General features: G+C 58.5%; 16 protein-coding genes. All 16 read left to right on the top strand.

The features are described 5' to 3' along the window. The first annotated feature begins 5 nt into the window (after positions 1-5). The 16 genes from rseP (at position 6) to ispD (ending at position 19801) form a co-directional block, all read left to right on the top strand. Positions 6-1358, top strand: a complete 1353-nt coding sequence (rseP, locus tag ACIN8IBEIGE_RS16980) for a sigma E protease regulator RseP (RefSeq protein WP_160015689.1) — start codon at positions 6-8, stop codon at positions 1356-1358. A gap of 89 nt (positions 1359-1447) precedes the next feature. Continuing rightward, positions 1448-3796 (top strand): outer membrane protein assembly factor BamA, encoded by a 2349-nt coding sequence (bamA, locus tag ACIN8IBEIGE_RS16975; RefSeq protein ID WP_160015688.1) that lies wholly within the window; start codon positions 1448-1450, stop codon positions 3794-3796. A 43-nt stretch (positions 3797-3839) separates the two neighbouring features. Beyond that, a complete protein-coding gene (locus ACIN8IBEIGE_RS16970) occupies positions 3840-4343 on the top strand; it encodes an OmpH family outer membrane protein (protein ID WP_090248384.1) in 504 nt (167 codons plus the stop codon). Beyond that, positions 4343-5404, top strand: coding sequence for a UDP-3-O-(3-hydroxymyristoyl)glucosamine N-acyltransferase (lpxD, locus tag ACIN8IBEIGE_RS16965; RefSeq protein WP_160016412.1), 1062 nt, complete (start codon positions 4343-4345; stop codon positions 5402-5404). Before ACIN8IBEIGE_RS16970 ends, lpxD begins: the two co-directional genes overlap by 1 nt. 48 nt (positions 5405-5452) lie before the next feature. Continuing rightward, a complete protein-coding gene (fabZ, locus tag ACIN8IBEIGE_RS16960; protein ID WP_160015687.1) occupies positions 5453-5893 on the top strand; it encodes a 3-hydroxyacyl-ACP dehydratase FabZ in 441 nt (146 codons plus the stop codon). Beyond that, positions 5890-6666, top strand: a complete 777-nt coding sequence (lpxA, locus tag ACIN8IBEIGE_RS16955; RefSeq protein ID WP_160015686.1) for an acyl-ACP--UDP-N-acetylglucosamine O-acyltransferase — start codon at positions 5890-5892, stop codon at positions 6664-6666. Before fabZ ends, lpxA begins: the two co-directional genes overlap by 4 nt. A gap of 3 nt (positions 6667-6669) precedes the next feature. Then, positions 6670-7803 carry a lipid-A-disaccharide synthase gene (lpxB, locus tag ACIN8IBEIGE_RS16950; protein ID WP_160015685.1) on the top strand — a complete coding sequence of 378 codons (1134 nt, stop codon included), beginning with the start codon at positions 6670-6672 and terminating at the stop codon, positions 7801-7803. Further along, positions 7803-8399: a ribonuclease HII gene (rnhB, locus tag ACIN8IBEIGE_RS16945; RefSeq protein ID WP_160015684.1), complete on the top strand. Its 597-nt coding sequence runs from the start codon at positions 7803-7805 to the stop codon at positions 8397-8399. Before lpxB ends, rnhB begins: the two co-directional genes overlap by 1 nt. A 111-nt stretch (positions 8400-8510) precedes the next feature. Continuing rightward, positions 8511-12041, top strand: coding sequence for a DNA polymerase III subunit alpha (dnaE, locus tag ACIN8IBEIGE_RS16940; RefSeq protein WP_160015683.1), 3531 nt, complete (start codon positions 8511-8513; stop codon positions 12039-12041). A 168-nt stretch (positions 12042-12209) separates the two neighbouring features. Then, on the top strand, positions 12210-13160 hold the full coding sequence (locus ACIN8IBEIGE_RS16935; RefSeq protein ID WP_160015682.1) for an acetyl-CoA carboxylase carboxyltransferase subunit alpha: 951 nt from the start codon (positions 12210-12212) through the stop codon (positions 13158-13160). Between the two features lie 60 nt (positions 13161-13220). Beyond that, complete coding sequence (gene tilS / locus ACIN8IBEIGE_RS16930; protein WP_160015681.1) at positions 13221-14537, top strand: tRNA lysidine(34) synthetase TilS; 1317 nt, start codon at positions 13221-13223, stop codon at positions 14535-14537. 168 nt (positions 14538-14705) lie between these two features. Then, positions 14706-16337, top strand: a complete 1632-nt coding sequence (locus ACIN8IBEIGE_RS16925) for a CTP synthase (protein ID WP_160015680.1) — start codon at positions 14706-14708, stop codon at positions 16335-16337. 4 nt (positions 16338-16341) lie between these two features. Then, on the top strand, positions 16342-17187 hold the full coding sequence (kdsA, locus tag ACIN8IBEIGE_RS16920; RefSeq protein WP_160015679.1) for a 3-deoxy-8-phosphooctulonate synthase: 846 nt from the start codon (positions 16342-16344) through the stop codon (positions 17185-17187). Between the two features lie 145 nt (positions 17188-17332). Continuing rightward, on the top strand, positions 17333-18622 hold the full coding sequence (eno, locus tag ACIN8IBEIGE_RS16915) for a phosphopyruvate hydratase (protein WP_160015678.1): 1290 nt from the start codon (positions 17333-17335) through the stop codon (positions 18620-18622). Between the two features lie 190 nt (positions 18623-18812). Continuing rightward, entirely contained in the window at positions 18813-19094 is a 282-nt protein-coding gene (ftsB, locus tag ACIN8IBEIGE_RS16910; protein ID WP_090248365.1) for a cell division protein FtsB, read from the top strand. Continuing rightward, positions 19091-19801, top strand: a complete 711-nt coding sequence (gene ispD, locus ACIN8IBEIGE_RS16905) for a 2-C-methyl-D-erythritol 4-phosphate cytidylyltransferase (protein ID WP_160015677.1) — start codon at positions 19091-19093, stop codon at positions 19799-19801. Before ftsB ends, ispD begins: the two co-directional genes overlap by 4 nt. Positions 19802-19824: the final 23 nt, after the last annotated feature.

Here is a 19824-nt window from a genome sequence, read left to right as displayed (position 1 = left end):
GTCTGATGAGTGCGCTTTATATGCTGGTTGGCACCCTGGTCGCTTTGGGTGTGCTGGTAACCATTCACGAATATGGGCACTTCTGGGTCGCCCGTCGCTGTGGCGTCAAGGTGCTGCGGTTCTCTGTCGGTTTTGGTAGCCCGTTGCTGCGTTGGCATGACCGCCAAGGTACTGAATTTGTTGTGGCCGCCATCCCTCTGGGTGGCTATGTGAAAATGCTCGATGAGCGCGAAGGTGATGTGCCGCCGGAGCTGCTCAATCAGTCGTTCAATCGCAAGTCGGTCCAGCAGCGTATTGCCATTGTCGCGGCCGGTCCGGTGGCGAATTTCCTCCTCGCTCTTCTATTTTTCTGGGTTGTCGCGATGCTGGGCAGTCAGCAGGTGCGCCCGGTTATTGGTGCGGTCGAGGCGGGCAGTCTGGCTGAGATTGCGGGTTTGCAGGCTGGGCAGGAGATTGTCGCGATTGATGGCGAGCCCACCACCGGCTGGGCTGCAGTGAATCTGCAGCTGGTCAGCCGGTTGGGTGAAAGTGGTCGGCTGGATCTCGCGGTGCGCGAGCCGGGTTCCTCGGTCGACAGTCCTCGGCAGGTCGTGCTGGATAACTGGCTGCGCGGTGCCGATGAGCCGGACCCTATCGCCTCATTAGGAATTCGTCCTTGGCGCCCTGCACTGCCGCCGATCCTGGCGCAGCTAGATCCTGAAGGCCCGGCGTTTGCTGCGGGGTTACAAGTCGGCGATCGTCTGCTTGCGCTTGATGGTCAGCCTCTGGCTGATTGGCAGCAGTTGGTGGATCAGATCCGTGGCTTGCCGGGTAAAAAGATCAGCTTGCAAGTGGAGCGCCAAGGTCAGCAGCTGGGTGTGCCGCTGACCCTCGCAGCGCGTGGTGAGGGCAAGACCCTTAGCGGTTATCTAGGTGCTGGCGTGGCGGGCGGCGAATGGCCGCCTGAGATGCTGCGTGAAGTCAGCTATGGCCCGTTAGAAGCCATTGCAGAAGGTGCCAAAAACACCTGGACAATGAGCGTTCTGACCCTTAATTCCCTGAAGAAAATGCTGTTTGGTGAGCTCTCGGTAAAAAACTTGAGCGGGCCGATAACCATTGCTAAAGTGGCGGGCGCTTCTGCTGAGTCAGGTTTGAGTGATTTTCTTAAATTTCTCGCCTACTTGAGCATTAGTCTGGGGGTTCTTAATTTGTTGCCTATCCCCGTGCTGGATGGGGGGCATCTGCTTTTTTATCTGGTCGAGTGGGTGCGTGGTCGCCCGCTGTCGGAACGGATACAGGGTTGGGGGATGCAGATCGGCATCAGTTTGGTCATCGGGGTGATGTTGCTGGCCCTGGTAAACGACTTGGGTCGCCTGTAGCCACTGTTGAATTACGCTCTCGGTACGAACAAGACGTGTCGCGCTAAGCGGCAGATTTTTTATTGTCAGTTGGAATAAGAAAGGACTTCATGAAACGTCTGCTGCTACCTGCGGTGCTTGCCGCACTGATGATCACCGAAGTTCACGCCGAGTCCTTCACCATCTCCGATATCCGGGTCACCGGTCTGCAGCGTGTTTCCGCTGGCAGTGTATTCGGTGCCTTGCCCCTTAATGTGGGGGCGCAAGCCGATGACCGGTCACTGGTTGAGGCTACTCGCGAATTGTTCAAAACCGGTTTCTTTCAGGATATCCAGCTCGGTCGCGATGGCGATGTGCTGGTTGTTACTGTGGTTGAACGTCCTTCGATTTCCAGTATCGAGATTGAGGGTAACAAGGCCATCAGCAGCGAAGATCTGCTAAAGGGCCTGAATCAATCCGGTCTGGCCGAAGGCGAGATATTCCAGCGCGCCACCCTTGAAGGTGTGCGTAACGAGTTGCAGCGCCAGTACGTTGCCCAAGGGCGTTACTCCGCCGAAATCGAAGCCGAAGTGATCCCGCAGCCACGTAACCGTGTGGCGCTGAAAATCAATATCAACGAGGGCTCGGTAGCAGCGATTCAGCACATCAACGTGGTAGGTAACTCGGTCTTTGCTGATGAGGACCTGATTGACCTGTTTGAGCTGAAGACCACTAATTGGCTGTCCTTCTTCAAGAATGATGACAAGTACGCTCGTGAAAAGCTCTCCGGTGACTTGGAACGTCTGCGTTCTTATTACCTTGATCGCGGCTATATCAATATGGATATCAGCTCCACTCAGGTATCCATTACCCCGGACAAGAAGCACGTCTATGTCACGGTCAACGTCGACGAAGGCGAGAAGTACACCGTGCGTGAGGTCAAACTCAGCGGTGAGCTGAAGGTGCCGGAAGAAGAAGTCCGTGCCCTGCTGCTGGTTCAGGAAGGTCAGGTGTTCTCGCGTAAGGTGATGACCACCACGTCCGAGCTGATCACCCGTCGTCTGGGTAACGAAGGTTATACCTTCGCCAACGTCAACGGCGTGCCAGAAGCCCATGATGACGGCACCGTGTCGATTACCTTTGTAATCGATCCAGGCAAGCGTGCATACGTTAATCGCATCAACTTCCGTGGCAACACCAAGTCGGAAGACGAAGTGCTGCGCCGTGAAATGCGACAGATGGAAGGTGGCTGGGCTTCGACTTACCTGATTGACCAGTCCAAGACCCGTCTGGAGCGTCTGGGCTACTTCAAGGAAGTCAACGTCGAAACCCCGCAGGTGCCGGGCACCGATGACCAGGTTGACGTCAACTACAGCGTTGAAGAGCAGGCTTCCGGTTCCATCACAGCCAGCGTCGGTTTTGCCCAGAATGCCGGCCTGATTCTCGGTGGCTCGATTACCCAGAATAACTTCCTCGGTACCGGTAACAAGGTCAGCGTCGGCTTGACCCGTAGTGAGTACCAGAGCAACTACAACTTCGGTTTTGTTGACCCCTACTGGACGCCAGACGGCGTCAGCCTGGGCTACAACGCCTTCTTCCGTGAAACCGATTACGACGAACTGAATACCGATGTGTCCAGCTATTCGGTGGACAGCTACGGTGCAGGTGCCAGCATTGGTTATCCAATTAGTGATACTTCGCGTCTGACTTATGGCCTGACCATCCAGAACGACAGCATCGGCACTGGCGTGTATACCGTTGACGAGATTTTTAACTTTATCGAGGAAGAGGGTGACAGCTACCTGAACCTCAAAGCATCCATTGGCTGGTCTGAGTCGACTCTAAACCGTGGCGTGCTGGCTAATCGCGGTCACTCGCAAAGCCTGGTATTCGAAACCACAGTGCCGGGTAGTGATCTGTCGTTCTTCAAGGTGGATTACCGTGGTCAGGTCTTCAAGCCACTGAGTGACACCTATACCCTGCGTTTGCACACCCAGCTGGGTTACGGCGAGAGCTATGGCTCTACTTCCGACCTGCCGTTCTACGAGCACTACTACGCGGGTGGTTTCAATTCGGTACGTGGTTTCAAAGACAGCAGCCTCGGGCCGCGTAGTACGCCGAGCCGTGGCACTAACCCAGGCACAGCCTTCGATCCGGATCAAGACCCGCTGCCATTTGGCGGTAACGTCCTGATTCAAGGTGGCGCTGAGTTGCTGTTCCCCATGCCGTTCGTCAAGGATCAGCGTTCCCTGCGTACTGCGCTGTTCTGGGATGTGGGTAATGTATTCGACACCAATTGCGGCAAGTCGCAGGAAGAGTGCGGCAGTATCGATCCAGGCAACTTGGCCAGCTCCGTGGGTGTCGGCCTGACCTGGATTACTGCTCTGGGTCCGTTGAGCTTCAGCTTGGCCATGCCAATCCTCAAACCGGATGATGCCGATACGCAGATTTTCCAGTTCTCTCTCGGTCAGACGTTCTAAGCGTCGGATTTTTGAATACCAACAGTTTTGCAGGAGTTGCATCGTGCGTAAGTTGACTCAACTGGTTTTGTTAAGCGTTGCCTTGCTGGCGACCCCGGCTTTTGCCGAGATGAAAGTAGCGGTACTGAACTACCAAATGGCGCTGCTGGAATCTGACGCTGCCAAGCGTTACGCCGTGGATGCCGAGAAGAAATTCGGCCCGCAGCTGAACAAGCTGAAAACCTTGGAAAGCGACGCCAAACGCATTCAGGACCGCCTGGTCAAGGACGGTGAGAAAATGCAGACCGCTGAGCGTGAGCGCCTGGAGCTTGAATTCAAGCAAAAGGCCCGTGATTTCCAGTTCCAGTCCAAGGAGCTGAATGAGTCCAAGGCTGTAGCGGATCGTGAAATGCTGAAGAAGCTCAAGCCCAATCTGGACAAGGCCGTGGAAGAGGTAATCAAGACCGGTAACTTCGACCTGGTGCTGGAGCGCGGCGCGGTGATTGATGTCAAACCTCAGTTCGACATCACCCGCCAGGTTATCGAGCGCATGAATCAGCTGCGCTGATCATGAGTGCAACGGTTTATACCCTTGGCCAGTTGGCCGAGCGTCTGGGCGCCACCTTGCGTGGTGCCTCGGATAAGCCGATCAGCGGCTTGGCTACCTTGCAGGAAGCCGGCGCTGATCAGCTGAGCTTTCTCGCCAATGCGCAGTACCGCAAGTTTCTCTCGGGCTGCCAGGCTGGCGCGGTGCTGTTGACCGCTGCTGATGCCGAAGGTTATGCCGGCAATGCCTTGGTCGTTGCTAATCCTTACCTGGCGTATGCCGAACTCTCCCATCTGTTTGACCGCAAACCCCGGGCACTGCCTGGTGTGCACCCTACTGCTGTGGTGGCTGCGGATGCTCACGTTGATGCGAGTGCCAGTATCGGCGCCTATGCGGTGATCGAAAGTGGCGCACAAATCGCTGCTGGTGTAACCGTCGGCGCACAGTGTGTTGTCGGTGCGCGTTCGGTGATTGGTGAGGGCGGTTGGTTGGCTCCGCGCGTGACGCTGTATCACGACGTGCGGATCGGCAAGCGCGTAGTGATTCAGTCTGGCGCGGTGATCGGTGGTGAGGGCTTCGGCTTTGCCAACGAGAAAGGCGTCTGGCAGAAGATCGCGCAGATCGGTGGGGTGACTATCGGTGATGACGTCGAGATCGGCGCCAATACCACTGTCGACCGTGGTGCGCTGTCGGACACGTTGATTGGCAATGGGGTCAAGCTGGATAACCAGATCATGATCGCGCACAACGTGCAGATCGGCGACAACACGGCCATGGCCGGTTGTGCAGGTATTTCCGGTAGCACCAAGATTGGCAAGAACTGCATGATCGCCGGTGGTGTGGGCATGGTTGGGCACATCGAGGTGTGCGACAACGTGTTCGTCACCGGTATGACCATGGTTACTCGCTCGATTACTGAGCCGGGCTCCTATTCTTCGGGCACCGCCATGCAGCCAGCGGCTGAGTGGCGCAAGAGCGCGGCACGGATTCGTCAGTTGGATGACATGGCGCGCCGCCTGCAACAGTTGGAAAAGCTGCTGGCCACCGTGACCCCAGCTGCCGACACTTCATCTGATGCCTGAGCCGGTGTTTGCCGGCTTCTCTTTTTTCTCTTACAGGCTTCTCTGCACATGATGGACATCAACCAGATTCGCGAATACTTGCCGCACCGCTATCCGTTCCTTTTGGTGGACCGGGTGGCTGAGCTGGATATTGAAGGCAAGCGAATTCGCGCCTACAAGAATGTCAGCATCAATGAGCCGTTCTTCAACGGGCATTTTCCTGAGCACCCGATCATGCCGGGCGTGCTGATCATCGAGGCCATGGCTCAGGCCGCCGGCATTCTTGGCTTCAAGATGATGGATCTGAAGCCCTCCGATGGCACCCTGTATTACTTTGTCGGCTCCGACAAGCTACGCTTTCGCCAACCAGTGGTGCCGGGTGATCAACTGATCCTCGAAGCCCGCTACCTGAGCAGCAAGCGCAGCATCTGGAAGTTCGAGTGCAAGGCCAGCGTCGACGGCAAGGAAGTCTGCTCGGCAGAAATCATCTGTGCGGAACGCAAACTATGAGTTTGATTGACCCTCGCGCCATCATTGATCCCAGTGCCAAGTTGGCTGACGACGTCGTCGTCGGCCCTTGGTCGATAGTTGGGGCCGATGTCGAAATTGGCGAGGGTACAGTGATCGGCCCCCATGTGATTCTCAAAGGGCCGACGCGGATCGGTAAACACAACCGCATCTATCAGTTTTCCTCGGTGGGTGAAGACACCCCTGATCTCAAGTACCAGGGCGAGGCGACTCGGCTGGTCATTGGCGATCACAACGTGATCCGCGAGGGCGTCACCATCCACCGCGGCACCGTGCAGGATCGCAGTGAAACCACCCTGGGTGATCACAACCTGATCATGGCCTATGCCCACATCGGCCATGACAGCGTGATCGGCAACCATTGCATCTTGGTCAACAACACCGCGTTGGCCGGACATGTGTGGGTCGATGACTGGGCGATTCTCTCTGGTTACACCCTGGTCCATCAGTTCTGCCGTATCGGTGCGCACAGTTTCTCCGGCATGGGCACGGCGATTGGCAAAGATGTACCTGCGTTCGTCACCGTGTTCGGCAACCCGGCCGAAGCGCGCAGCATGAACTTTGAAGGCATGCGCCGTCGTGGTTTCAGTGCTGAGGCGATCGCCGCCTTGCGTCGTGCCTACAAGGTTGTCTATCGCCAGGGCCTTACGGTTGAGCAGGCGATGGCTGAGCTGGCTGAGTCGTCCGCAGAGTTCCCCGAAGTCGCGATCTTCCGCGATTCCATTCAGGCTTCAAGCCGCGGCATTACCCGATAATTTATGACTGACCTGATGCGTGTCGCGCTGGTCGCTGGCGAGGCGTCTGGCGATATTCTTGGTGCGGGCCTGATGCAGGCCCTCAAAGCCCAATACCCACAGATCGAATTTATCGGTATCGGTGGCCCGCTGATGCAGGCCCAGGGGCTGAATTCCTATTTTCCGATGGAGCGTCTGTCGGTAATGGGGCTGGTCGAGGTGCTTGGCCGTCTGCCTGAGTTGCTGTCACGGCGCAAGCGACTGATCAATACCCTGATAGCGGCCAAACCGGACGTGTTTATCGGTATCGATGCGCCGGATTTCAACCTTACCCTGGAGCTCAAGCTGCGTCAGGCTGGGATCAAGACTGTGCATTACGTCAGCCCTTCGGTTTGGGCCTGGCGGCAGAAGCGCGTGCTGAAGATTCGCGAAGCCTGCGACCTGATGTTGACCCTGTTCCCGTTCGAGGCGCAGTTTTATCAGGATCATCAAGTGCCGGTGCGTTTTGTCGGCCATCCGTTGGCCGATACCATTCCGCAGCAGGCGGATCGTGCTGCGGCCCGTGATGCGCTGCACTTATCGCATGATCAGTCGGTAGTGGCCCTGTTGCCGGGCAGTCGTGGTGGCGAGGTCTCGCGCCTGGGCAGCTTGTTTCTCGATGCGGCGGTGCGCTTGCGTACTTTGCGCCCCGGTATCCAGTTTGTTCTGCCGTGCTCCAGCCCGGAGCGTCGTGCGCAGATTGAGCAGATGCTGGTGGGTCGCGATCTGCCGCTGACCTTGCTCAATGGCCGCTCCCATGAGGCGCTGGCAGCGTGCGATGCCGTCTTGATTGCATCCGGCACGGCGACCCTTGAGGCCCTGTTGTACAAGCGGCCGATGGTGGTGGCCTACAAGGTTGCGCCATTGACCTATCGCATTCTCAAGCGCCTGGTCACCAGTGCTTATATTTCCCTGCCGAATCTGCTGGCCGAGCGTTTGCTGGTGCCGGAAATGATTCAGGATGCCGCCACACCGGATGCCTTGGCCCAATTGCTGGCACCATTGCTGGACGGCGGCGAGGTGCAGACCGAGGGCTTTGATGTGATTCACCGCGCACTGCGCCGTGACGCGTCGGCGCAGGCTGCCAAGGCCGTGCTGCAACTGACAGGGCGCGGCTGATGCAGTTAGGGCTGGATTTCACCCTGGTGCAGGAGTTGGTGGCTGGCGTTGATGAAGTCGGCCGTGGCCCGCTCTGCGGCGCCGTTGTTACGGCGGCGGTGATTCTCGATCCGGCACGGCCGATTCTCGGTCTAAACGATTCGAAAAAACTGACCGAAACGCGTCGTGAAAAACTCTTCGACGAAATTCGCGAAAAAGCCCTGGCCTGGTGCATTGCTCGCGCCGAGGTCGAGGAAATCGACCAGCTGAATATTCTCCAGGCCACCATGTTGGCCATGCAGCGCGCGGTCGAGGGCTTGAGCGTCACGCCCAAGCTGGCGCTGATTGATGGCAATCGCTGCCCGAAACTGCAGGTGCCCAGCGCAGCTGTGGTCAAGGGTGACAGTCAGGTGCCGGCGATTGCTGCGGCGTCGATCCTGGCCAAGGTCAGTCGTGATCGCGAAATGCAGCTACTGGATCAGCAATACCCCGGTTACGGCATCGCCGGCCATAAAGGCTATCCGACGCCGGTACACCTTGAAGCGCTGCGGCGACTGGGGCCGACCCCTATTCACCGGCGCTCGTTTGGCCCGGTACGTGCGTTGTTGGACGACTGATACAACGCTTCTGGAGTTCCCTCGTTATCCTGTGCCCGGTAGCGCTTGTCGCGCGCTGCTGCGGTTGTACAATCCCTGCCTTGTCGTTTTTGCGTTTTGTATAGGACTGCCATGACCGCTTCGTTCGTCCACCTGCGTTTGCACACCGAGTTTTCCCTGGTCGACGGGCTGGTGCGGGTCAAGCCACTGATCAAGTCGGTGGCGGCAGCCGGAATGCCGGCGGTAGCGGTTACCGATATGAGCAATATGTGCTCGCTGGTGAAGTTCTATAAGGCGGCCATGGGCGGCGGCATCAAGCCGATTTGCGGTGCCGACATCTGGCTGGCCAGTGCCGATGAAGATGGCCCGCTGAGCCGCATGACTTTGCTGGCAATGAACGCCAAGGGCTACCGCAATCTCACTGAACTGGTTTCGCGCGGCTGGAGCGAAGGGCAGAGTAATGACCTGGTGATCATCCAGCGTGATTGGGTCAAGGAAGCGTCCGAGGGCCTGATTGCGCTCTCTGGTGCAAAGGAAGGTGAAGTCGGCCATGCCTTGCTCGATGGCGAGCCTGAGGCGGCCGAAGTTGTATTGCGCGAGTGGATGGCGGTGTTCCCCGAGCGTTTCTACCTGGAAGTGCAGCGTACCAACCGGGTTAACGATGAAGAGTATCTGCACGCTGCGGTGGCCTTGGCTGACAAGGTTGGCGCGCCACTGGTAGCAACCAACGATGTGCGCTTTATCAAGCAGGACGATTTCGCCGCACACGAAACCCGCGTGTGTATCGGCGAAGGCCGCAGTCTGGATGACCCGCGCCGCCTGCGCACTTATTCCGATCAGCAGTACCTGAAGACGCCGGAGGAAATGGCCGAGCTGTTCAGTGATCTGCCGGAAGCGCTGGAAAACACCATCGAGATTGCCAAACGCTGCAATATCGAAGTGCAGCTGGGCAAATACTTCCTGCCGGACTTCCCCGTGCCGGCGGGCATGACCATGGACGAATACTTTCGGCAGGTCTCCTTCGAGGGGCTGGAGGAGCGCCTGGCAGTGCTCTGGCCGAAGGAGACCACACCGAATTACGAAGAGAAGCGCCAGGTCTATATCGATCGGCTGAATTTCGAGCTGGATATCATCATCCAGATGGGCTTCCCCGGTTATTTCCTGATCGTAATGGACTTTATCAAGTGGGCGAAGAACAACGGCGTGCCGGTAGGTCCTGGTCGTGGGTCGGGCGCCGGTTCGCTGGTGGCCTACGTGCAGAAGATTACCGACCTCGATCCGCTGGCCTATGACCTACTGTTCGAACGCTTCCTCAACCCGGAGCGGGTCTCCATGCCCGACTTCGACGTCGACTTCTGCATGGACGGCCGTGACCGGGTGATCGATTACGTGGCCGAGAAATACGGCCGCAATGCGGTGAGTCAGATCATCACCTTCGGCACCATGGCGGCCAAGGCGGTGGTGCGCGACGTGGCGCGGGCCCAGGGCAAGTCCTACGGCCTGGCCGACCGGCTGTCGAAGATGATTCCCTTCGAAGTCGGCATGACCCTGGAAAAAGCCTACGAGATGGAGGAGCCGCTGCGCGATTTCCTCAAGGTCGACGAGGATGCCCGGGAAATCTGGGAAATGTCGCTCAAGCTCGAAGGCATCTGCCGCGGTACCGGCAAGCATGCCGGTGGCGTGGTGATCGCGCCGACCAAGCTCACCGATTTCTCGCCAATTGCCTGCGATGACGAGGGCGGCGGTCTGGTCACCCAGTTCGACAAGGACGATGTGGAGCAGGCCGGTCTGGTCAAGTTCGACTTCCTCGGTCTGCGTACCCTGACCATCATCAAGTGGGCGATGGAAACCATCCACCGCGATCAGCGGCGTCAGGGGGTGGCCGAGCAGGATCTGGTCAATATCGACTTTATCCCGCTGGACGATAAACCGACCTACGCCATGCTGCAGAAGGCCGAAACCACCGCGGTGTTCCAGCTCGAATCGCGTGGCATGAAGGAGCTGATCAAGAAGCTCAAGCCGGACTGCCTGGAAGACATGATCGCTCTGGTGGCGCTGTTCCGGCCGGGGCCGTTGCAGTCGGGCATGGTGGACGACTTTATCAACCGTAAGCACGGTCGCGAGCCGATTTCCTATCCGCATCAGGACTATCAGTACGCGGGTCTGGAACCGGTGCTCAAACCCACCTACGGCATCATCCTGTATCAGGAGCAGGTGATGCAGATCGCCCAGGTGATGGCCGGCTACACCCTCGGTGGTGCGGACATGCTGCGTCGCGCCATGGGTAAGAAAAAGCCCGAGGAGATGGCCAAGCAGCGCGGCGGCTTTATCGAAGGGTGCGCCAATAACGGTATCGATGCCGATCTCGCGGGTAACATCTTTGACCTGGTGGAGAAGTTCGCCGGTTACGGCTTCAACAAATCGCACTCCGCCGCCTACGGCCTGGTTTCCTACCAGACCGCCTGGCTCAAGGCCCACTATCCGGCGCCCTTTATGGCCGCGGTGCTCTCGGCGGATATGCACAACACCGACAAGGTTGTGACCCTGATCGAGGAGTGCCGCAGCATGAAGCTGCGCCTCGATGCGCCTGATGTGAATATCTCCGAATTCAAGTTCACGGTTAACCACGAAGGCTGGATCGTCTACGGCCTGGGCGCGATCAAAGGCGTCGGTGAGGGGCCGGTGGAGGCTATCGTCGAAGCGCGTCAAGAAGGAGCGTTCAAAGATCTGTTCGACTTCTGCTCGCGCGTCGACCTCAAACGCATCAACAAGCGAACTTTGGAAGCGCTGATACGCAGCGGTGCACTGGATCGTCTCGGGCCGCATTTCCATGAAGAGCTGAAAGCCTATAAAGCCAATATCGACCGCAACCGCGCGGTGCTGCTGGCTGCCATGGAAGAGGCGGTGCAAGCGGCTGAACAGACTGCACGTAGCCATGACAGTGGCCATATGGACCTGTTCGGTGGGGTGTTTGCCGATGCTGAGGCAGATGTCTACCTCAATCACCTGCGTGCTCGCGAACTGACGCTGAAAGAGCGCCTCAAGGGTGAAAAAGACACCCTGGGTCTGTACCTGACCGGTCACCCTATTGATGAGTACGAAGGCGAAGTGCGGCGCTTTGCCCGTCAGCGCATCGTCGACCTGAAAGCCGCACGCGGCGATCAGACGATTGCCGGCCTGGTGGTCAATCTGCGGGTGATGAAGAACAAGAAGGGCGACAAGATGGGCTTTATCACCCTGGACGACCGTTCCGGGCGGATCGAGGCCTCCTTGTTCGCCGAGGCGTTCAACAGTGCTCAAGCTCTGCTGCAGACCGACGCCCTGGTGGTGGTCGAAGGCGAGGTGAGCAATGACGATTTCTCCGGTGGCCTGCGTTTGCGTGCCAAGCGGGTGATGAGCCTGGAAGAGGCGCGTACCGGCCTGGCTGATAGCCTGCGTTTGAAAGTTGCCAGCAGTGCCCTGCAGGGCGACCGTCTGCGCTGGTTGGCCGAGCTGTGTGGCCGCCATCGTGGCGCTTGCCCGATCACCGTCGACTACAGCGGCAGCGATGCCAAGGCGCAATTGCAGTTTGGCGAGGGCTGGCGCATTGAGCCGGCCGATAGCCTGATTCAGGCATTGCGTGACCAGTTCGGCCGCGACAACGTCTTTTTGCACTACCGCTGATTTGCGAGGCTCAGGCTTCGCCGGTTGGTTGTGATACCCAGCGGGTTCTGTATTGAAGGCTTTCGTACAGAACCGGGTGTCGACCTGAATGCGCCTGCTGCTATAAGGTAGGGCGCGATAACGGATACAGCTCCCGGCCACTTGGCCGTCGACGCAAGACGGATGACTATGAACCCGAATTTTCTCGATTTCGAACAGCCGATCGCCGACCTGCAAGCCAAGATCGAAGAGCTTCGCCTGGTCGGTAACGACAACTCGTTGAACATCAACGATGAAATCGCCCGCCTGCAGGACAAGAGCAGCTCGCTGACCGAAACTATTTTCGGCAATTTGAGCAGCTGGCAGATCGCCCAGCTGGCGCGCCACCCACGCCGTCCTTACACCCTAGATTACCTGCAGCACATCTTTACCGAGTTCGATGAGCTGCATGGCGATCGCCACTTCTCTGACGACGCGGCCCTGGTGGGCGGAGTTGCCCGTCTGGACGGCGAGCCGGTGATGGTTATCGGTCACCAGAAAGGCCGTGAGATTCGCGAAAAGGTGCGCCGCAACTTCGGTATGCCGCGTCCGGAGGGCTACCGCAAGGCGTGCCGCCTGATGGAGATGGCTGAGCGCTTCAAGATGCCGATCCTGACCTTTATCGACACCCCGGGTGCCTACCCAGGTATCGATGCCGAAGAGCGCAATCAGAGTGAAGCCATCGCCTGGAACCTGCGCGTTATGGCGCGCCTGAAAACCCCGATCATTGCCACCGTAATCGGTGAGGGTGGTTCCGGCGGCGCTTTGGCGATTGGCGTGTGCGATCAGCTGAACATGCTGCAGTACTCCACCTATTCGGTGATCTCGCCAGAAGGCTGCGCCTCGATTCTGTGGAAAACCGCAGAAAAGGCTCCGGATGCCGCCGAGGCGATGGGTATCACTGCCGAGCGCCTGAAAGGCCTGGGCATTGTTGACCAGGTGATCGCTGAGCCGCTCGGTGGCGCGCACAGCGACCCGGCTGCAGCGGCTGAGTCGATCCGTCAGGCGCTGTTGACGCAGTTGGAAATGCTCAAGACCTTCGATACCGACGCGCTGCTCAAGCGTCGTTATGAGCGTCTGATGAGCTACGGGATTGCCTGATTACTTGGTAGTCGCGCATACAACGGGCCTTCGGGCCCGTTGTTGTTTTAAGCTTGGCCGATGACTCCTGTGCATATTCGTTTGCGTGATGCCTTGCAGCCCTGGCTCGGTGCCCCTGGCTGGTGTGTGGCCCTGTCTGGCGGGCTGGATTCCACGGTGCTGTTGCACCTGCTGGCCAGTCTTGCACAACGTGAGGCATTGCCGCCTCTTTCCGCTATTCATATCCACCATGGTCTGCAGGCTGCTGCCGACGCCTGGCCGGCGCATTGCCGTGAACTCTGTGAAATCTTGTCCGTGCCGTTGCAGGTTGATTATGTCCAGATTGCTGCTGGCGCCAGCCTTGAGCAGGCGGCTCGCGCTGCTCGCTACGCGGCTTTTGCGGCGCGTCTGGGGGCTGGTGAGGTGCTGCTAACTGCGCAGCATCGCGATGATCAGGCGGAAACGTTGTTGTTTCGCCTGTTGCGCGGTGCCGGCGTGCAGGGTTTGTCGGCTATGCCGGTGAGTCGGATGTTGGGCGTGGGGCAGCTGGTTCGGCCGCTACTCGACTGCTCGCGCGATGAGCTGTTGGCTTATGCCTGTGAGCACAAGCTGACTTGGATCGAAGATCCGTCAAATGCCGATGAGCGCTTCTCGCGCAATTACCTGCGTCGTCAGGTGATGCCTGCGCTGCTTGGTCGCTGGCCGCAGGCTGCCATCAATATGTCCCGCAGCGCTGCGCACTTGAGTGAGGCTGCGCAATTGCTCGATGAATTGGCGCAGCAGGATATGGCTACTGCGCAGGTGTCAGCCGAGTTTGCCTGGCTGCCATTACCCAGTTTGGCGCTGCCTACGCTGCGCAGTTTGAGTGAGCCGCGCCAGCGCAATGCTCTGCGTTACTGGCTGCGTCCGTTGACGGCGATGCCCGATAGCGAGCACTGGGCCGGCTGGCTGGCGCTGCGTGATGCAGCGTCGGATGCTGCGCCAATCTGGAAGCTGGCAGCGGGGGAGATGCGTCGCAGTGATGAGCGGCTGTGGTGGTTGGCGGGTGATTGGTTGTGTTCGCCGGCTTCGCTTCATGTTGCGATTCAAGGTAATCAGCAACTGACATTACCCGGGAATGGCCAGGTGCGAATTGATGGCCAGTTACCGGCGGGTAACTGGCAGTTGGGCTATCGCCAGCCCGGCGAGCAGATGTTGTTACCGGGGCGCGGGCACCGCGACCTAAAGCGTCTGTTTAATGAGCTGCGCGTTCCTGCTTTTGTTCGTGACCGCCTGCCACTGCTGCGCCTGGATAAGCAGGTGGTGGCAGTCGCCAACCTGCCAGGTCTACAGGGTGCCGCTGATGGCAGCTGGCAATTGCATTGGCAGCCACCGACGAATGATCAAGGTTTGAGCTGATAAGCCCTTTCCGGTAGACTACGCTCCCGTCTTACTACAGCTTTTGTTGACTCCCCTTGGGAGTCGACAGGGCTAGCTCATTGCAGTGCATCGCAGAGAGCCGCTTCGGTATTCCTTCGCTTTCCCTGGCGGCATTGACCGCTTAAACGCAGACTTCTAGGGTTTTTCATGACGCGCTACATATTCGTCACGGGTGGTGTTGTTTCTTCATTGGGGAAAGGCATCGCCTCGGCTTCATTGGCGGCTATCCTGGAGGCGCGGGGCCTGAAGGTCACCATGCTCAAGCTGGATCCCTATATCAACGTCGATCCGGGCACCATGAGCCCGTTCCAGCACGGTGAGGTGTTCGTCACCCACGATGGCGCTGAGACCGACCTTGACCTGGGCCACTATGAGCGGTTTATCCGCACCACCATGACCCAGAACAACAACTTCACCACTGGCCGCGTCTACGAAGACGTGCTGCGCCGCGAGCGCCGTGGTGATTACCTGGGTGCGACCATTCAGGTCATCCCGCATATCACCGACGAAATCAAGCGCCGCATCATCAAGGGTGCCGGCGATGCTGACGTGGCCATGGTTGAAATTGGCGGCACGGTGGGCGACATCGAGTCGCAACCGTTCCTCGAAGCCATCCGCCAGTTGCGTGTGGAAGTAGGCGCCAAGCGCGCCATGCTGATGCACCTGACCCTAGTGCCGTACATCGCCACTGCTGGCGAAACCAAGACCAAGCCGACTCAGCACTCGGTGAAAGAGCTGCGCTCCATCGGCCTGCAGCCGGACGTGCTGATCTGCCGTTCCGACCATCCGGTGGATATATCCTCGCGTCGCAAGATCGCGCTGTTCACCAACGTTGAAGAGCGTGCGGTGATTTCCCTGGAAGACGTCGACACCATCTACAAGATTCCGGGTGTGCTGCATGCCCAGGGCCTGGATGATTTCGTCGTCGAGCGCTTTGGTCTGGAGTGCAACGGTGCCGACCTGTCCGAGTGGGACCGCGTGGTCGATGCCAAGCTCAATCCTGAGCACGAAGTCACCATCGCCATGGTCGGCAAGTACATGGAACTGCTGGATGCCTACAAATCGCTGATCGAAGCGATGAGCCATGCCGGTATTCAGAACCGCACCAAGGTTAACCTGCGTTATATCGACTCCGAAGACATCGAGAACAAAGGTACCAGCCTGCTCGAAGGTGTCGATGCCATTCTGGTGCCGGGTGGTTTCGGTCTGCGCGGTGTGGAAGGCAAGATCAAGACCGTGCAGTACGCCCGTGAGAACAAGATTCCTTACCTCGGTATCTGCCTCGGCATGCAGGTCGCGGTTATTGAGTTCGCCCGCAACGTGCTGGGCTGGACTGATGCCAATTCCACCGAATTCGACACCGTCAGCACTCATCCTGTAGTCGGTCTGATTACCGAATGGCAAGATGCCACCGGCGTGACCGAGCAGCGTACTGATGCTTCCGACCTGGGCGGCACCATGCGCCTGGGCGCGCAGGACTGCCAACTGCAGGCCGGTTCGCAAGTGCATGCCTGCTACGGCAAGGATGTAATTGTCGAGCGTCATCGTCATCGCTACGAAGTGAACAACAACCTGTTGCCGCAGCTGATCGAAGCTGGGCTCAAGATTACCGGCCGCTCGGGTGACGGTGCGCTGGTTGAAGTGGTTGAGGCACCAGATCATCCTTGGTTCGTAGCTTGTCAGTTCCACCCTGAGTTCACCTCGACTCCGCGTGATGGCCACCCGCTGTTCAGTGGTTTTGTCAATGCCGCGTTGGCGCAGAAAGCTAAGAAGGCGTAGGGATATGACGCAGAAAATCATCAGGGTTGGCGGTATTGAGATCGCCAATGACAAGCCATTCGTGCTGTTCGGCGGGATCAATGTCATCGAATCGCGCGATCTGGCCATGCGTGCGTGCGAAGAGTACGTGCGGGTTACCGAAAAGCTCGGTATCCCTTACGTGTTCAAGGCCAGCTTCGACAAGGCCAACCGCTCGTCCGTGACCTCGTTCCGTGGCCCTGGCCTGGAAGAAGGTATGAAGGTCTTCGAGGAAATCAAGAAGACCTTCGGCGTGCCGGTGATTACCGATGTGCATGAGCCTGAACAGGCAGCTCCAGTGGCTGCGGTCTGCGACATTATTCAGTTGCCGGCGTTTCTTTCACGGCAGACCGATCTGGTCGTGGCCATGGCCAAGACCGGTGCGGTGATCAATATCAAGAAGGCTCAGTTTCTCGCGCCCCAGGAAATGAAGCACATCCTGGCCAAGTGTGAAGAGGCCGGTAATGATCAACTGATTCTCTGTGAGCGCGGTTCCAGCTTTGGCTACAACAACCTGGTAGTGGATATGCTCGGCTTTGGCATCATGAAGCAGACGAACTACCCAGTGTTTTTCGACGTGACCCACGCCCTGCAAATGCCAGGTGGTCGTGCCGATTCTGCCGGCGGCCGCCGTGCTCAGGTGACTGATCTGGCCAAGGCGGGCATGAGCCAGGGCTTGGCTGGTCTGTTCCTCGAAGCCCATCCGGATCCGGACAACGCCAAGTGCGACGGCCCTTGCGCTTTGCGCCTGGACAGGCTGGAGCCGTTCCTCACCCAGCTCAAGCAGCTGGATGATTTGATCAAGAGTTTTGCGCCGATTGAGACTGCCTGAAACGGCAAATCTCCGGTAAAGTTCCATTTGTATACAATCTGACTAAATAGTCAGTACATATTGTGCGTTGGAGTAACTGCCAGTGCGCAATGAGTGTGCAACTCGGTACTACCCTTTTCGTCAATTTTTTGGAGTGCTACACGCAATGGCAAAGATCGTCGACATCAAAGGCCGTGAGGTTCTCGATTCCCGTGGTAACCCGACAGTGGAAGCCGATGTAATTCTCGACAGCGGCATCATCGGCAGCGCCTGTGCGCCATCCGGTGCCTCTACCGGTTCGCGTGAAGCGCTGGAATTGCGTGATGGCGACAAGAGCCGTTACCTGGGCAAGGGCGTGCTCAAGGCCGTGGCCAATATCAATGGCCCGATTCGCGACCTGTTGCTGGGTAAGGATGCCATCGATCAGCAAGCACTGGACCGCGCGATGATCGCCCTCGACGGTACCGAGAACAAAGCCACTCTGGGTGCCAACGCCATCCTCGCCGTGTCCCTGGCTGCGGCCAAGGCTGCTGCGCAGGCCAAGGGCGTGCCGCTGTACGCACACATTGCCGACCTGAACGGCACTCCTGGCGTTTACTCGATGCCAGTACCGATGATGAACATCATCAACGGCGGCGAGCACGCTGATAACAACGTCGACATTCAAGAATTTATGGTGCAGCCGGTTGGCGCCAAGACCTTCGCCGACGCGCTGCGCATGGGTACCGAAATTTTCCACCACCTCAAAGCCGTGCTAAAGGCCCGTGGCCTGAGCACCTCCGTGGGTGATGAAGGCGGCTTCGCGCCGAACCTGGCTTCCAACGAAGACGCGCTGGCGGCTATCGCCGAAGCCGTGGCCAATGCCGGCTACAAACTGGGTGATGACGTGACCCTGGCACTGGACTGCGCTTCCAGCGAGTTCTTCAAGGACGGTCAGTACGACCTGGCTGGCGAAGGCAAGGTATTCAGCGCCGAAGGTTTTGCTGACTACCTGGCTGGTCTGTCCGAGCGGTATCCGATCATCTCCATCGAAGACGGCATGGACGAGTCCGACTGGGCTGGCTGGAAAGTGCTGACCGACAAGATCGGCAAGAAGGTGCAGTTGGTTGGCGACGATCTGTTTGTGACCAATACCAAGATACTCAAGCGCGGCATCGATGAGTCGATCGGCAACTCGATCCTGATCAAGTTCAACCAGATCGGTACCCTGACCGAGACGCTGGAAGCCATCCAGATGGCCAAGGCTGCCGGTTACACCGCCGTGATCTCGCACCGTTCGGGTGAAACCGAAGACAGCACCATCGCTGACCTCGCGGTCGGTACGGCTGCTGGCCAGATCAAGACTGGCTCGCTGTGCCGCTCGGACCGCGTGTCCAAGTACAACCAACTGCTGCGCATCGAAGAGCAGCTGGCGGGTAAAGCACCGTACAAAGGCCGCGCCGAGTTCCGTGGCTGAAAACCGCTGCGCTCGACTATGCGGCGTTAAAATCAGGCTCGGCATGCTCATTTACTGCAGTAAACTCCGCTGCCTCGCCTGATTTTGCCTTGCCTAGTCTTCGCTCGTGATGTTTTCAGTGACCACTCAATGCGTGGTAAAAGAGGGGCGGCGTGAGTCGCCCCTTTTTCGTTCGGAGGCTTTTTACGCTATGCGCAATAATTTTTACTGGGTATTTATCGTGCTGATTGCCGTGTTGGCAGGCCTGCAGTATCGACTATGGGTCGGCGATGGCAGCCTGGCGCAGGTCGCCCAGTTGCAGCAGCAGATCGCCGATCAACAGGGCGAAAACCAGCAGCTGCAAGAGCGTAACCGGATTCTCGAAGCCGAGGTTCTGGAGTTGAAAAGCGGGATGGAAACCGTCGAAGAGCGTGCGCGGCATGAGCTGGGCATGCTTAAAGAGGGTGAAACCCTCTATCAGTTGGCTGAATGAATACCTCTGCATTACCCCCTTTCTGGGCATTGCTTCCTGCTGCCGGCATTGGCAGCAGGATGCGCGCCGACCGGCCTAAGCAGTACCTGCAGCTGGCCGGCAAAAGCATTATCGAACACACCCTGGCGTGCTTTCTTGAGCATCCGCAGCTGCGGGCCGTGGTGGTCAGCCTGGCGGCGGATGATCCCTACTGGCCGGCCCTGAGCTGCGCACATGATCCACGCATCCATCGCGCAGATGGCGGTTCCGAGCGCGCTGATTCGGTGCTCAATGGTCTGCTGCGCTTGAGCGAACTTGGCGCCCAGGAGCAGGATTGGGTGCTGGTGCACGATGCGGCGCGGCCTAACCTGGCACGCAGCGATCTCGACCTGCTGCTCAGCGAGCTGGCCGATGACCCGGTCGGCGGCCTGTTGGCCGTACCGGCGCGCGATACGCTCAAGCGTGCTGGCGCCGATGGTCGGGTGCAGGTGACGGTGGATCGTTCGACCATCTGGCAGGCCTTTACCCCGCAGATGTTCCGTCTTGGCGAGTTGCAGCGGGCGCTGGCCGATGCGCTGATTGCCGGTGTGGCGATTACCGACGAAGCCTCAGCCATCGAGTGGGCCGGACAGGCGCCACGCCTGATCGAAGGACGCTCCGACAACGTCAAGGTCACTCGTCCTGAAGATCTACGCAGCCTGGCCAGCCTTTGGCACCTCAAGAACTAAGAGCCTGTTTTTAACGCAGCAGG

This window comes from Pseudomonas sp. 8BK (assembly GCF_902506475.1).
GTDB lineage: Bacteria > Pseudomonadota > Gammaproteobacteria > Pseudomonadales > Pseudomonadaceae > Aquipseudomonas > Aquipseudomonas anguilliseptica.
Note: the sequence above shows the minus strand (reverse complement) of the source record. Positions and strands in the feature narration are given on the sequence as shown.